Raw genomic sequence first — 13,708 nt, 5'->3', positions numbered from 1 at the left:
TTATTTCCGTATTTATGAGTAGGCAGAAAAGTTTGCCTACATTCCTTTAAGCAACAATAATAATTGTCCAGATGCTGTAAATGATAATGGTCGGTAGCGCAGCAAAAAGAAGTGCTTTATTAAAGCTGAAATTAGTCCAACACTTTAACCCAATAGCAACCAAAGCTATGCTCCAAAGACTAAAAATACTTAAACTCTCCATCATATTATAGAAGCTATCTCCAAGCTCTAATCCCAGAAATAACTGATTTATAGACGCGTAATTGAATAAACTAATAGGTAATTCATTGTTACTGGCTGTAAGAACTAGCGCAACAACACCTAAACTTGAAATAACCATGGGCATCATGCTCCAAACACCAAAACCATACCACGCACCATAGCTATAATTAGCATCAGGGTCTTGCTTAGATATCAACATGTAATACCCAGATAGGAGTGCATTTATAAAAAGAAGGCCGAAAATACCCCCGCCAATTGCAAACCACACTTGGTTATCGAGGCTTTGCTCCATACTTTGACGGATCATTTTTTTCTCGCCGATTGTGGCATCCACACTCGCTGCAGCAACCTGCTGGTCTAAAATAAATTGTGAGTCTGCAGTGGTATAAAATGTATAAGCAGAGGCTGCAAGGGTTAGAGCGAGAAGTGCAAAAGCAAGCCAAGACCAGCCTTTAGCTTCTTTTAGCCCATTAAAAGCCTTGCTTGGGCTGATAAAAATGTCGATACAAGCAGATAGCGCGTTAGATGACTTCATGATTATTCCTTTATGATTTTCTCAATAGTGAACTATATAGTTATCAGTCATATACTAAGGTAAAAGCGAGGTAAGTTGATTTATTAATTGTAACGGTTTGTTAACAAGGTGTGGCGTGATTAGATCTAGTTAAGTTATTTAAAACGAGAAAAGGGCCTTTCGGCCCTTAGTGTTGCAGCAAGTAACACATTCTTTTTATAGGCTAAAGTCGACAGCGTAGGCTACATAAGCTTTAACATCTGAGCCGTCCATGTCGTTATCAGATAGGCCAAAGGTAAAACCATCTTTAGACACTGATACATCATAATCAATAATATTGTCATCACCGATGAAATCGCCTGAGTAATGCCCTATGTGTAGCGCCATTTCAGTGCCATTGCTACCAACAGCGAAGCTGTAATCGGCGTTTAAATACAGTGAATCACCAAAATCAGTACCATCACCACTGGCAGCAGATGTTGCAAGTACGGCTGCACCAAATGTAAAACCTTGCACACTAATGCTACCGTAAACTTCTGAAAAATCAGCATCTGCACCTGATGCCGCATCTGGGTAAGCGTAATAAATATAACCTACGTCATAACTTACGTTTTCATTAATAGCGCCGCCAAAACCGGCGTATAAGTCTAGTTCGTAGGTCATTTCATCGGCCCAAGACGCATTTGACGCCCACGTACCTGCATAAAATCCAGATTCATTAGCGTAATCAATACCGCCAGATACAGCTGCATCGCCCCCAGTTTGCTCTTGTCCGCGCCATAAGTAGTTAGAAGTAGCGGCTGCATTGGCTGTTACTTCGGCAAATGCAGTAGTTGATGTCATTCCTGTTAATGCCAATGCACCGATGAGTATTGTTTTTTGTAGTTTTAGCATGTTTCATTTCCCATTGTATGATTTTGCACGCCAAGGTTTTTTATTATAAACGACTACAACCTTTTGAACGGCGGCGTATTATTACGTTACTGCAGGGGGAATTGCACTGTATGTGCCAGCTTCCATTTATTTAATAAAAAATAAATTTTATATTATAAAACAAGGTGTTGAAGTTATGCGCAAAGACGCTTAGTGAAAAGTATGTAAGGAAAGAACACACTGCTGGTGCAAAAAAAAGCCTGGCTGCACCATTAGAGCGCTACCAGGCTATCTATATTAGGATCTATTGACCTTTGAAAATTTAACCTTGGAAGGTCTACAGACCCTAACGTTAAGCTAGTTTATTAAAGCTAATTGCGTTTGATATACGTTTTAACCAAAAATGGTACGCATAAGTGTAATTGTTTCGTTTACACTACGGCCTTTTTGTACTTCGCTAATAATAGAGTCACGTTTAGCACGAATATGTTCTGGGATATCATCAGCAGCAAGAGCGCGATCCACTAAAATCTCAGCAGATTCTTTACCTCGGCGTGGCGCTTTACTGCTGCTCGAAGTGCTACGTGTAGGTTTATTTAGTAGCTTAATGTAGTTAGAGTTATCTGCAGTATTCGTATCTGCATAATAAAAAAAGCAAGGTATTAGCGCTTTTATATCCACTAACTGAGTTTCTAGTTCATTACCTGCATTGGCCATTTTAAACCATGACATAGCGTGAATGCTTTGTACTACATCTTGCCAGTAACGCTCAAAGTCACGGTTATTTAATTTGGTGATACCAAGTGCGGAGCAAAGTGCATCTAAGCGACTGTTACTAATCGGTGTAAATACATCAGGGCGGCGCATTGCTAATAAACGGGTGGCAGGCGCCAGAGTTGGTTTTTCATCACTACCATTAAATGCACTCAAGTAAGCAATTACAAATTGTTGGTAATTACCTAGCGCTACATCACCCTCAAGTGGAATGTTGCTGAGTGCATCGTCGAATGCACCTGGCAAATCAGCCAGCATCAGGTGAAAACCTTTGGCGCTTTTGGTAGAGGCAAACCATTCTACATCAAAGTTATAAGTACTCGGATCGAGTGATGCCATATGCTTACCGCTAAAAGCGAGTAAGTCTTCAGGGATCATATCTTTTAACGGCTTTTCACGCAGGCCTGAGATATAAGCAGTTAAACGTAATTGCTCATCAAGTGCCACCAGTTCTTTATGTTGTTCTACAAACATACTCACTACCGGCCAAGGTGCTACCCGTAATGTTTTTAACTGTAAAAAGCTAATCGCTGAAATAAGTTGGTCGTGCAGTTTTTTTAATAATGGTAATTGTGAGGTTTCGAGTAAGTCGTAATTAATGCGGTCGCGGCTTGCACTTAATAGCTCGTAACACCAACCTAAAAAATCTTCTGGATGGTTTTCCACTTTCACGGCCATCAGGTTTAGGCTTAGCTCTGAAGATTGCTTCAGAATGTTTTGATAAATTTGACTTTCTTGTTCGCCTAATGCCATTTTTGACGGTGAAATTAGCAGTTTCTTCATGCCTTGTAGACTCTCCGGTTAGATATATTTTTTAGTCGCTACATTTTAGCTTATTTAGGCTAAATACAACAGGGGCGCGCATCATACCGAACAATTGCAGCAATGTAATCAGGGGCATGAATCTTTAAATTTATTAAAATGAGTTTTGAAAACCTGATTTTAAAAAGGGATGCCCTAATTGATATGTTTTTTATTTATTTAACAATGCTTTTAGTGTTAACTCCCGCTATGATAAGAACATTATTTGCACGTTTGAAAGGATGATCATGAAGACCTTATTTAAAGTTATTGGTGTCATATTATTGCTATGCATAGCGTTAATTGTTGCTGCACCATTTTTAATTCCTACCGATACCATTTTTAATAAAGTGTCTGAGCAGGTAGAAAAAACAACTGGGCGCACATTAACCATAAAGGGCGATAAAACCCTCAGTGTATTTCCTGCATTAAAGCTGGAGCTTAATGATGTGCATTTTGCCAATATGCCTAGCGGCTCTCGCGCTGATATGGCAAGTATGCAGCAACTTGCCGTTCATATTCCTTGGCTTTCATTACTCGGTGGCGAGTTAAAGCTAGAAAAGTTTGTCATTAATGAGCCTGATATTTTGCTAGAAACCGATAAAAGCGGTAAAGCTAACTGGCAGTTATTTGATGCAGTGGCCAAGCAACCTGAGCAGCAAGTTCAATCGGGTGAGGCAGTCAAACTACCTGAAAACTTTGATATTCAATTAGGTGAAGTCGCTATTTATGGCGGGTCGTTTACATATTTAGATGGTCAAACGGGTGCTAAACAACAGATTAGCGATTTAGAACTGGCTATATTACTGCCTTCACTGCGCAAACAGCTCGAAGTCAAAGGGGCTATTACTTATATGCAAGAGCGATTTGAGCTTGATGTAAAACTTGATACTCCAGCAAAAGCGATTGAAGGTGCCCCATTTAATGTAAAGCAAACGCTTAACTCACGTTTAGTCGATTTAACGTTTGATGGCAGCATAGCCAAACAAGGCCAAGATATTAAAGGATTATTAGCACTTAACGGTGATTCAGTTAAAAATATTGCTAACTGGCAAGGGGTTGACTTAAACGCTAAAGACAATGCGTTTAATGCCTTTAGTATCAATGCCCAAATGCACTTGCTAAGTGAGGAGTTTAACCTAACTGAATTAGTTGCAACGCTCGATGCACTCGAGATTAAAGGTAAAAGTAAGGTGAATCTAGGCAGTCGTTTAGCGGTTAATGCTGATATTGACCTAGGGATGCTTGATTTAAATCCTTACTTACCAGAAACCGTAGCTAAAAAAGAAGCCCCTGCAAAAGACGAGTCTAAGCCTGCAGAACCGATTGTATGGGATGATACTAAAATTGATTTAAGTGGCTTAAGTGCATTAGATGCAAATGTGATTGTTCGTTCAAGTGGTTTAAAAGCTAACGACATTAAACTAGGCGCTAATCAGTTTACTGTGGCACTTAAAAATAGCATTGCTAAATTAAGCTTAGATAGCTTTGCCGCTTATGAAGGAACAGGTAAAGGGGTGGTTACTATCAATGCCCAAAATACCCCTTATAAAATAGCAACCAACTTCGATTTAGATAAAATAGACGCACAGCCATTACTTAGCGATGCTGCAGGCTTTGATAAGCTAATGGGCAAGGGCTCTTTAAGTTGGAATCTAACCACGGCAGGGCAAAGCCAAAAAACATTCATTAACGCGCTTAATGGTAAGCTAGGGTTCAAGTTCGCGGATGGTGCCGTTAAGGGAGCAAACGTAGCGGAAATGGTGCGTAAGGGTAAAGAGCTAGTTAAAGGCAACTTTAATGCCGTGTCTGAGGGATTAGATACAGGATTTGAAGAATCTGAGAAAACCGATTTCTCTGCACTTTCTGGTAGTTTTAACTTTACCAATGGCGTAGGCAAAAATACTGATTTATCGTTGATCAGCCCTTTAATACGCATTTCAGGTGAAGGAGACGTTGATTTACCGCAAACGCTGGTTAACTATCGACTAGTAACAGGCGTCGTGGACTCTATTGAAGGTCAAGGTACAACCGATGACAGTACTGGCTTTAAAGTTCCTTTACGCATAAAAGGCCCGTTTCATGACGTGAATATAAAGCTTGATGTAAGCAATGCTTTAAAAGATGAAGCTAAGCAAAAGCTTGATGATGCAAAAGACAAAGCTAAAGATAAAATTAAAGACAAATTAAAAGGTTTGTTTGGCTAATTTTAATTACTGATATAAAACAAGGCATCAACAAGATGCCTTGTTTGTTTTATAACCACCTGTAAATTAGATAAATAGCATAGAAAACCTCGTTTTAATTTAGCATCCCTATTAAATTAATTAAAAAATAACCTACCACTCCCCCCTCAATGCTGATACAATTGCCCGCCCTTAAGAGACATCTAGTATGTTTTTTGAGTGGAATTCAATCGAAATGTCTTGATTTTAAACAAATTTAAGACAAGTTGTAATTACTACACCGGAGGTCATTAACATGATCCAAATGCAAACTCAGCTGGAAGTTGCTGATAACAGCGGCGCTCGCAAAGTGCAGTGTATAAAAGTCCTTGGTGGTTCACACCGTCGCTATGCAGCGATTGGCGATATCATTAAAGTTTCTGTAAAAGAAGCGATTCCTCGCGGTAAAGTGAAGAAAGGTGATGTTAAAAACGCGGTAGTTGTGCGTACCAAAAAAGGCGTTCGTCGTCCAGACGGTTCATTGATCCGTTTCGACAGCAATGCGGCTGTTATCTTAAATGATAACTTGCAGCCTATTGGTACTCGTATTTTCGGCCCTGTGACTCGCGAACTTCGTAATGAAAAGTTCATGAAAATCGTTTCACTAGCCCCAGAAGTACTGTAAGGAGTCTATCATGGCAGCAAAAATCCGTCGTGATGACGAAGTAATCGTACTAGCAGGTAAAGACAAAGGTAAGCGCGGCAAAGTGCTTTCAGTTGTAACCGAGTCTGGTCGAGTATTTGTCGAAGGCATTAACTTAATCAAGAAACACCAAAAGCCGGTTCCACAGTTGAACCAAGCTGGCGGTATTGTTGAGAAAGAGGCGTCTATCGACGTATCAAACGTTGCGATCTACAACTCGGAAACGAGCAAAGCAGATCGTGTAGGTTTCAAGATTGAAGATGGTAAGAAATTACGTATCTTTAAATCTACTGGTAAAACTATCTAATAGTTGGAGTAGAATGATGGCGAAACTGCATGAAGTATATAAAGACAAAGTAGTTGCTGAACTTCAAGAGAAGTTTGGTTTCAGCTCTGTCATGCAAGTCCCTCAGATCGAAAAGATCACATTAAACATGGGTGTGGGCGAAGCCTTAGCTGACAAGAAGATTTTAGATAACGCTGTTGCGGATCTAGAAGCTATCTCTGGTCAGAAACCTTTAATCACTAAAGCACGCAAATCTGTTGCTGGCTTCAAAGTGCGTGAAGGTTACCCGATTGGTTGTAAAGTAACCCTACGCGGCGAGCGTATGTGGGACTTTTTTGAGCGTTTGGTTTCAATCGCTATCCCACGTATCCGTGACTTCCGTGGTGTGAGTGCTAAGTCTTTTGATGGACGCGGTAACTACAGCATGGGCGTACGTGAACAAATCATCTTCCCAGAAATTGATTATGATAAAGTAGACCGTGTACGCGGTATGGATATCACAATCACTACATCTGCGAAATCAGATGAGGAAGGCCGTGCGTTGTTAGAAGCGTTTAACTTCCCATTCAAGAAATAAGGGTAGGGTTATGGCAAAGAATTCTATGAAAGCGCGCGAAGCAAAGCGCACTAAACTAGTTGCTCAGTACGCTGAAAAGCGTGCAGCACTAAAAGCTATCATCAGTGATGTTAATACATCTGAAGATGATCGTTGGGACGCGGTACTTAAGCTACAAGCTTTACCTCGTGATTCTAGCCCTGCACGTCAACGTAATCGTTGTAACATTACGGGCCGCCCACATGGTTTCCTTCGCAAATTCGGCATGAGCCGTATTAAAGTTCGCGAAGCAGCTATGCGCGGTGAAATTCCTGGCCTTAAAAAGGCTAGCTGGTAATAGAATCATGGGAGTAAGACTATGAGCTTGCAAGATCCTATCGCGGATTTATTTACACGAATCCGTAACGGTCAGTCAGCGAAGAAAGTATCTGTAACGATGCCTAATTCGAAACTGAAAGTAGCAGTAGCTAATGTATTAAAAAATGAAGGTTACATCGCAGACTTCTCAGTAAGTGGTGATGTAAAACCTGAGCTTTCTATCGAGTTAAAGTACTTCGAAGGCAAAGCTGTTATTGAAAATATCCAGCGTGTAAGTCGCCCTGGTCTACGTATCTATAAGAGACGTGACGAATTACCAAAGGTAATGGGTGGTTTAGGTATCGCTATCGTATCAACTTCTAAAGGCCTAATGACAGACCGCGCAGCACGTAGTGCAGGCGTTGGTGGTGAAATCATTGGTTTTGTAGCTTAATCGGAGGGGAACTATGTCTCGCATAGCAAAGGCACCAATAAACGTTCCTGCCGGTGTAGAAGTTACATTAAAAGGCCAGGAAATCACAGTTAAAGGCAAAAACGGTGAACTTACTCGTACTATCAACGATGCAGTTGAAGTACAAGTTAACGACAACGTTATTACAACTTTACCTCGTGAAGGCGTAGCCAATGCATGGGCACAAGCAGGTACTGCTCGCGCTCTAATCAACAACATGGTTGTTGGTACGCATGAAGGTTACGAGAAGAAACTTCAGTTAGTAGGTGTTGGTTACCGTGCTGCAGCTAAGGGCAAAGTTTTAGACTTAACTCTTGGTTTCTCGCACCCAGTTAATTTCGCAGTTCCTGAAGGAATTACGATTGAAACTCCAAGCCAAACAGAAGTTCTAGTTAAGGGCGTAGATAAGCAGTTAGTTGGTCAAACAGCTGCTAACATTCGTGCATACCGTAAACCTGAGCCTTATAAAGGTAAAGGTGTTCGTTATTCAGATGAGAATGTACGCCGTAAAGAGGCTAAGAAGAAGTAAGGTAAGACGATGGATAAAAAAACAGCTCGTCTACGTCGTGCTAAACGCACTCGTAGAAATTATATTGAACAAGGCACAACGCGTCTTGTTATCCACCGCACGCCACGTCACATTTACGCTCAAGTTGTAAACGCTGAGGGTAATGTACTGGCTGCTGCTTCTACTGTTGAGAAAGCTATTAGCGAAACAGTTAAAGGCACAGGCAACGTTGCAGCTGCACAAGCAGTTGGTAAAGCGGTTGCTGAACGTGCGGCTGACAAAGGCATCGAAAAGATTGCTTTTGATCGCAGTGGCTTTAAATATCACGGCCGTGTGAAGGCGCTAGCTGATGCTGCGCGTGAAGCCGGTTTGCAATTCTAGGAGTAGACAATGGCTAACGTAGAAGCAAAGCAACAACAGCCTGATTTAGCTGAAAAGCTAATCGCGGTGAACCGTGTGTCTAAAGTAGTTAAAGGTGGTCGTATCTTTAGCTTTACTGCACTAACTGTAGTTGGTGATGGCGCAGGTAAAGTAGGTTTCGGTTATGGTAAAGCACGTGAAGTTCCAGCTGCTATTCAAAAAGCAATGGAAAAAGCACGTCGTAACATGATCAACGTAGACCTAAATGGCAACACATTACAGCATCCTGTTAAAGGACGTCATGCTGGCTCACAAGTGTTTATGAAACCAGCATCTGAAGGTACTGGTATCATTGCAGGTGGTGCTATGCGTGCAGTACTTGAAGTGACTGGTGTGCAGAACGTACTTTCTAAATGTTACGGTTCTACTAACCCGATCAACGTTGTACGTGCAACGATCTCAGCTCTTGAGAACATGAATTCTCCTCAGTCGATCGCTGCAAAACGTGGTCTTCGAGTAGATGAGATTTTGGGGTAAACCATGGCTAATAAAACTGTAAAAGTAACACAAGTAAAAAGCTCTATCGGTCGTTTACCGAAGCATAAAGCTACATTACGCGGTCTTGGTTTACGTCGTATCAATCACACTGTTGAGTTAGAAGACACAGCATGTGTACGTGGTATGATTAACCAGGTTTATTACATGGTTAAGGTAGAGGGGTAATTCGATGCATTTGAATACACTTTCACCTGCTGCAGGTTCAAAAACTGCTCCAAAACGTGTTGGTCGTGGTATCGGTTCTGGTCTTGGTAAGACTGGTGGCCGTGGTCACAAAGGTCAAAAATCACGTTCTGGCGGTAAAGTACGCGTTGGTTTCGAAGGCGGTCAAATGCCTATGCAACGTCGTCTACCTAAGTTCGGTTTCACTTCTCGCAAATCATTAGTATCTGCAGAAATTAACCTATACGAAATCGCTAAAGTTGAAGGCGATGTGGTAGACCTAAGCGCGTTACAAGCAGCTGGTCTAGTTAAAAAGAACGTTCAGTTCGTTAAAGTTGTTAAATCTGGCGAAGTTTCACGCGCTGTTACCGTTAAAGGCCTTAAGGCTACTAAAGGTGCACGCGAAGCTATCGAAGCTGCCGGAGGCAAGGTAGAAGACTAAGGAAGTACTAATGGCTAAACCAGGTCAAGATACACAAAGTGCACAAGGTGGACTTTCGGAATTGAAGCGCCGATTACTCTTCGTATTGGGTGCTATCATAATTTACCGTCTAGGTTCATTTGTGCCGATCCCTGGGATTGACGCCGCTGTACTTGCCGATTTCTTCGAGCAACAAAAGGGCACCATTGTTGAGATGTTCAACATGTTTAGCGGTGGTGCGCTTGAGCGAGCTTCAGTGTTAGCACTGGGTATCATGCCGTATATCTCGGCTTCGATTATTACGCAACTATTAACGCATATGTATCCGCCGTTTATAGAGCTTAAGAAAGAAGGTGAGCAAGGGCGTAAAAAGATAAGCCAGTACACACGCTACGGCACGCTTGTGCTTGCTACTATCCAATCAATCGGTATTGCCACAAGCTTACCGGGCATGATGAACGGGTTAGTTGTTAACCCAGGTATGGGATTCTATTTCACCGCAGTGGTGAGTTTAGTAACCGGTACTATGTTCCTTATGTGGTTGGGCGAACAGATAACAGAACGTGGTATCGGTAACGGTATCTCAGTTCTAATATTTGTTGGTATTGTAGCTAACCTGCCGTCTGCTATTGGTTCGACAGCCGAAATGGCGCGCCAAGGTGATTTGAATGTTTTTGTACTGTTGATGGTTGCGGTTATAGTATTCGCTGTTACTTATCTTGTTGTATTCTTTGAACGTGGACAACGACGTATCGTTGTTAACTACGCCAAACGTCAACAAGGTCGTCAAGTATTTGCTGCTCAAAGCACGCATTTACCTCTGAAAGTAAATATGGCGGGTGTTATTCCACCAATCTTCGCTAGCAGTATAATTCTGTTCCCTGGTACAATTGCAAGCTGGTTCGGCCAGGGTGAAGGTCCGGTTGCTGATGTGCTACAAGCAATTGCTACAACGTTGACTCCAGGTCAGCCTTTGTATGCAATGGTTTTAGCTGCGGCTATCATCTTCTTCTGCTTTTTCTACACAGCGTTGGTTTTTAACCCGCGTGAAACGGCAGACAACCTGAAAAAATCTGGCGCATTTATCCCAGGTATTCGTCCAGGTGAGCAGACATCTAAATACATTGATAAAGTGATGACACGCCTGACATTGGCAGGTGCTTTGTATATAACCTTTATCTGTCTGGTGCCCGAATTCATGACTATGGCATGGCAAACGCCATTCTATTTCGGCGGTACATCAATTTTGATTATCGTTGTAGTAATCATGGACTTTATGGCACAAGTACAGACGCATCTGATGTCACATCAGTATGATTCTGTGCTGAAAAAAGCGAACCTTAAAGGCTACGGTCGATAAGGTCAGTTTACGGAGTTGAGCAATGAAAGTACGTGCTTCCGTTAAGAAAATATGCCGTAACTGTAAAGTTATTAAACGTGCTGGTGTAGTACGCGTAATTTGCAGTGAGCCTAAGCATAAGCAAAGGCAAGGCTAAGTAAACAGTCGTGCAGGCTGAGGTTTCTCGGCCTGTGTTTTTAGTTGTGATTTGGTCTTCGTTTGAGTATCCTTACGGGCTTTTCAAACAGATGATTACCAAATTCAAATATAGGAGATGTGTTAGTGGCCCGTATCGCTGGCATTAACGTCCCTGATCATAAACATGCAGTTATTGGTTTAACAGCTATTTATGGCATAGGTAAGACTCGCTCTAAGGCTATCTTAGAAGCGACTGGTATCGCCGAGACCACAAAAATCGGTGAACTTTCAGACGAAACACTTGACGTATTGCGTGAAGCAGTTGGCAAGTACACTGTAGAAGGTGACCTTCGTCGTGAAGTTACTTTGAATATCAAGCGCCTTATGGACCTTGGTTGTTTCCGTGGCCTACGTCACCGTCGCTCTTTACCACTTCGTGGTCAAAGAACAAAGACTAACGCGCGTACCCGTAAGGGTCCTCGTAAGCCTATTAAGCGATAAGGGGATAGTAAAATGGCTAAGACACCAATTCGTCGTAAAAAGGTTAAAAAGCAAGTTGCTGATGGTATGGCTCATGTTCATGCGTCTTTCAACAACACTATTGTAACAATTACCGACCGTCAAGGTAATGCACTATCATGGGCTACTGCCGGTGGTTCAGGTTTCCGTGGTTCACGTAAATCTACTCCATTTGCTGCTCAGGTTGCTGCAGAGCGTGCAGGTACTGCTGCTCAAGAATACGGTTTAAAAAATCTAGAAGTTTTCATCAAAGGTCCAGGTCCAGGTCGTGAATCTGCTGTACGTGCTTTGAATGCTGCTGGTTACCGTATCACCAACATTACTGACGTGACGCCAATACCACACAATGGTTGTCGTCCACCGAAGAAACGTCGCGTTTAACAATAGGTTAGGAGAAATAACATGGCAAGATATTTGGGCCCTAAGCTCAAGCTGAGTCGTCGTGAAGGTACTGACCTGTTCCTTAAGAGCGGCGTAAGAGCTATCGACTCTAAGTGTAAACTTGAGACTGCACCTGGTCAGCACGGCGCTCGTAAAGGACGCTTATCTGATTACGGTTTACAATTACGTGAAAAGCAAAAAGTACGTCGTATCTACGGTGTATTAGAAAAGCAATTCCGTAACTACTACAAAGAAGCTGCTCGCCTTAAAGGTAATACAGGTGAAAACTTGTTACAGCTTTTAGAGCAACGTTTAGACAATGTTGTATATCGCATGGGTTTTGCTAGCACACGCGCTGAAGCACGTCAGTTAGTAAGCCACAAAGCGATTCTAGTTAATGGTCGTGTTGTGAACATTCCTTCATACGTAATTACTCCAGAAGATACTGTTGTAATCCGTGAGAAGTCTAAGACACAAGCACGTATCATCGCTGCTCTAGAGTTGGCTGAGCAACGTGAAAAGCCGACTTGGGTTGAAGTTGACGGTAAGAAATTGGAAGGTAGCTTCAAGCGCCTACCTGAGCGTTCAGATCTGTCTGCGGACATTAATGAACAACTAATCGTCGAACTTTACTCTAAGTAAAGTTAAGAGTTAAGAGAGGATAAAATGCAGGGTTCTGTTACAGAATTTCTAAAACCAAGGTTAGTCGATATCGACGCTATAAACCCAACGCGTTCTAAAGTAGTTTTAGAACCACTCGAGCGTGGCTTTGGTCACACTTTGGGTAATGCCTTACGCCGTATACTGTTATCATCTATGCCTGGATGTGCAGTAACTGAAGTTGAAATCGACGGTGTATTGCATGAGTACAGCGCGAAAGAAGGCGTACAAGAAGACATCATTGAAATACTACTAAACCTTAAAGGTCTAGCGGTAACGTTAGAAGGCAAAGATGAAGTTTTTCTGACCCTGACTAAATCTGGTGTAGGCCCTGTGACTGCGGCAGATATTCAGCACGATGGCGATGTAACAATTGCTAACCCAGATCATGTTATTTGTAATTTAACTACAAATAACAGCGAGATCAGCATGCGTATTCGTGTTGAGCGTGGTCGTGGTTATGTGCCGGCATCTAGTCGTTTATCCTCTGATGACGATGAGCGTCCAATTGGTCGATTGCTGCTTGATGCATCATTCAGCCCAGTTGAACGTATTGCGTACTCGGTTGAATCAGCCCGTGTTGAGCAACGTACAGACTTAGACAAGTTAATCATTGATATGGAAACAAACGGCACTTTAGATCCTGAAGAAGCGATCCGCCGTGCGTCTACTATCTTAGCTGAGCAACTAGATGCATTCGTAGATTTACGCGATGTAACTGAGCCAGAAGAGAAAGAAGAGAAGCCAGAATTCGATCCTATTCTACTTCGTCCAGTTGATGATCTTGAACTAACAGTACGTTCAGCAAACTGTTTGAAAGCCGAGCAAATTCAATATATCGGTGATTTAGTTCAGCGCACTGAAGTTGAGCTTCTTAAAACGCCTAATTTAGGTAAGAAGTCTCTAACTGAAATAAAAGACGTGCTAGCTTCACGTGGTCTTTCTCTAGGTATGCGCCTAGAAAATTGGCCGCCTGCAAGCCTAGCTGAATAATCTAAA

The 13,708-nt window shown here is 42.1% G+C and carries 20 protein-coding genes; 17 read left to right on the top strand and 3 right to left on the bottom strand.

Translation table 11 applies throughout. From position 1 onward, the window contains the following. Positions 1 to 46: 46 nt before the first annotated feature. From PISS_RS14685 to PISS_RS14675, 3 genes are all read right to left on the bottom strand, one after another. Positions 47 to 757, bottom strand: coding sequence for a YIP1 family protein (locus PISS_RS14685; RefSeq protein WP_013466079.1), 711 nt, complete (start codon positions 755 to 757; stop codon positions 47 to 49). A gap of 195 nt (positions 758 to 952) precedes the next feature. After that, entirely contained in the window at positions 953 to 1,630 is a 678-nt protein-coding gene (locus PISS_RS14680; protein WP_058155333.1) for a TorF family putative porin, read from the bottom strand. Positions 1,631 to 2,002: 372 nt separating this feature from the next. Further along, complete coding sequence (locus tag PISS_RS14675; protein WP_033102756.1) at positions 2,003 to 3,166, bottom strand: hypothetical protein; 1,164 nt, start codon at positions 3,164 to 3,166, stop codon at positions 2,003 to 2,005. Positions 3,167 to 3,432: 266 nt separating this feature from the next. Between PISS_RS14675 and PISS_RS14670 the strand changes: the two genes are divergently transcribed. The 17 genes from PISS_RS14670 to PISS_RS14590 all read left to right on the top strand — a co-directional run bounded on the left by PISS_RS14670 (position 3,433) and on the right by PISS_RS14590 (position 13,702). Next, a complete protein-coding gene (locus PISS_RS14670; RefSeq protein WP_058155332.1) occupies positions 3,433 to 5,391 on the top strand; it encodes an AsmA family protein in 1,959 nt (652 codons plus the stop codon). Positions 5,392 to 5,665: 274 nt separating this feature from the next. Further along, positions 5,666 to 6,034 carry a 50S ribosomal protein L14 gene (gene rplN / locus PISS_RS14665; protein WP_008115397.1) on the top strand — a complete coding sequence of 123 codons (369 nt, stop codon included), beginning with the start codon at positions 5,666 to 5,668 and terminating at the stop codon, positions 6,032 to 6,034. A 10-nt stretch (positions 6,035 to 6,044) separates the two neighbouring features. Next, on the top strand, positions 6,045 to 6,359 hold the full coding sequence (gene rplX, locus PISS_RS14660) for a 50S ribosomal protein L24 (protein ID WP_004589210.1): 315 nt from the start codon (positions 6,045 to 6,047) through the stop codon (positions 6,357 to 6,359). Between the two features lie 16 nt (positions 6,360 to 6,375). Beyond that, positions 6,376 to 6,915: a 50S ribosomal protein L5 gene (rplE, locus tag PISS_RS14655; RefSeq protein WP_010392500.1), complete on the top strand. Its 540-nt coding sequence runs from the start codon at positions 6,376 to 6,378 to the stop codon at positions 6,913 to 6,915. A gap of 10 nt (positions 6,916 to 6,925) precedes the next feature. Then, on the top strand, positions 6,926 to 7,231 hold the full coding sequence (gene rpsN, locus PISS_RS14650; protein ID WP_006794245.1) for a 30S ribosomal protein S14: 306 nt from the start codon (positions 6,926 to 6,928) through the stop codon (positions 7,229 to 7,231). 21 nt (positions 7,232 to 7,252) lie between these two features. Beyond that, positions 7,253 to 7,645 carry a 30S ribosomal protein S8 gene (gene rpsH, locus PISS_RS14645; protein WP_016899320.1) on the top strand — a complete coding sequence of 131 codons (393 nt, stop codon included), beginning with the start codon at positions 7,253 to 7,255 and terminating at the stop codon, positions 7,643 to 7,645. Positions 7,646 to 7,658: 13 nt separating this feature from the next. After that, a complete protein-coding gene (gene rplF, locus PISS_RS14640) occupies positions 7,659 to 8,192 on the top strand; it encodes a 50S ribosomal protein L6 (RefSeq protein ID WP_006794247.1) in 534 nt (177 codons plus the stop codon). Positions 8,193 to 8,201: 9 nt separating this feature from the next. Beyond that, the gene (rplR, locus tag PISS_RS14635; protein ID WP_008115388.1) at positions 8,202 to 8,552 is read left to right on the top strand and encodes a 50S ribosomal protein L18; all 351 of its coding nucleotides are present in this window, start codon (positions 8,202 to 8,204) and stop codon (positions 8,550 to 8,552) included. Positions 8,553 to 8,561: 9 nt separating this feature from the next. Continuing rightward, positions 8,562 to 9,068, top strand: a complete 507-nt coding sequence (rpsE, locus tag PISS_RS14630) for a 30S ribosomal protein S5 (RefSeq protein WP_008115387.1) — start codon at positions 8,562 to 8,564, stop codon at positions 9,066 to 9,068. A 3-nt stretch (positions 9,069 to 9,071) separates the two neighbouring features. Next, on the top strand, positions 9,072 to 9,254 hold the full coding sequence (gene rpmD / locus PISS_RS14625) for a 50S ribosomal protein L30 (RefSeq protein ID WP_008115384.1): 183 nt from the start codon (positions 9,072 to 9,074) through the stop codon (positions 9,252 to 9,254). A gap of 4 nt (positions 9,255 to 9,258) precedes the next feature. Beyond that, the gene (gene rplO, locus PISS_RS14620; protein ID WP_013466073.1) at positions 9,259 to 9,693 is read left to right on the top strand and encodes a 50S ribosomal protein L15; all 435 of its coding nucleotides are present in this window, start codon (positions 9,259 to 9,261) and stop codon (positions 9,691 to 9,693) included. Between the two features lie 10 nt (positions 9,694 to 9,703). Then, positions 9,704 to 11,032 carry a preprotein translocase subunit SecY gene (secY, locus tag PISS_RS14615; RefSeq protein ID WP_008115380.1) on the top strand — a complete coding sequence of 443 codons (1,329 nt, stop codon included), beginning with the start codon at positions 9,704 to 9,706 and terminating at the stop codon, positions 11,030 to 11,032. A 22-nt stretch (positions 11,033 to 11,054) separates the two neighbouring features. Beyond that, entirely contained in the window at positions 11,055 to 11,168 is a 114-nt protein-coding gene (gene rpmJ, locus PISS_RS14610) for a 50S ribosomal protein L36 (protein WP_002959476.1), read from the top strand. A 125-nt stretch (positions 11,169 to 11,293) separates the two neighbouring features. After that, entirely contained in the window at positions 11,294 to 11,650 is a 357-nt protein-coding gene (gene rpsM / locus PISS_RS14605; protein WP_008115377.1) for a 30S ribosomal protein S13, read from the top strand. A gap of 12 nt (positions 11,651 to 11,662) precedes the next feature. Then, on the top strand, positions 11,663 to 12,049 hold the full coding sequence (gene rpsK, locus PISS_RS14600; RefSeq protein WP_002959471.1) for a 30S ribosomal protein S11: 387 nt from the start codon (positions 11,663 to 11,665) through the stop codon (positions 12,047 to 12,049). 21 nt (positions 12,050 to 12,070) lie between these two features. Continuing rightward, complete coding sequence (gene rpsD / locus PISS_RS14595) at positions 12,071 to 12,691, top strand: 30S ribosomal protein S4 (protein WP_002959461.1); 621 nt, start codon at positions 12,071 to 12,073, stop codon at positions 12,689 to 12,691. Positions 12,692 to 12,715: 24 nt separating this feature from the next. After that, positions 12,716 to 13,702, top strand: coding sequence for a DNA-directed RNA polymerase subunit alpha (locus PISS_RS14590; protein ID WP_008115371.1), 987 nt, complete (start codon positions 12,716 to 12,718; stop codon positions 13,700 to 13,702). Positions 13,703 to 13,708: the final 6 nt, after the last annotated feature.

Source organism: Pseudoalteromonas issachenkonii (assembly GCF_002310795.1).
Classification (GTDB): domain Bacteria; phylum Pseudomonadota; class Gammaproteobacteria; order Enterobacterales; family Alteromonadaceae; genus Pseudoalteromonas; species Pseudoalteromonas tetraodonis.
Note: the sequence above shows the minus strand (reverse complement) of the source record. Positions and strands in the feature narration are given on the sequence as shown.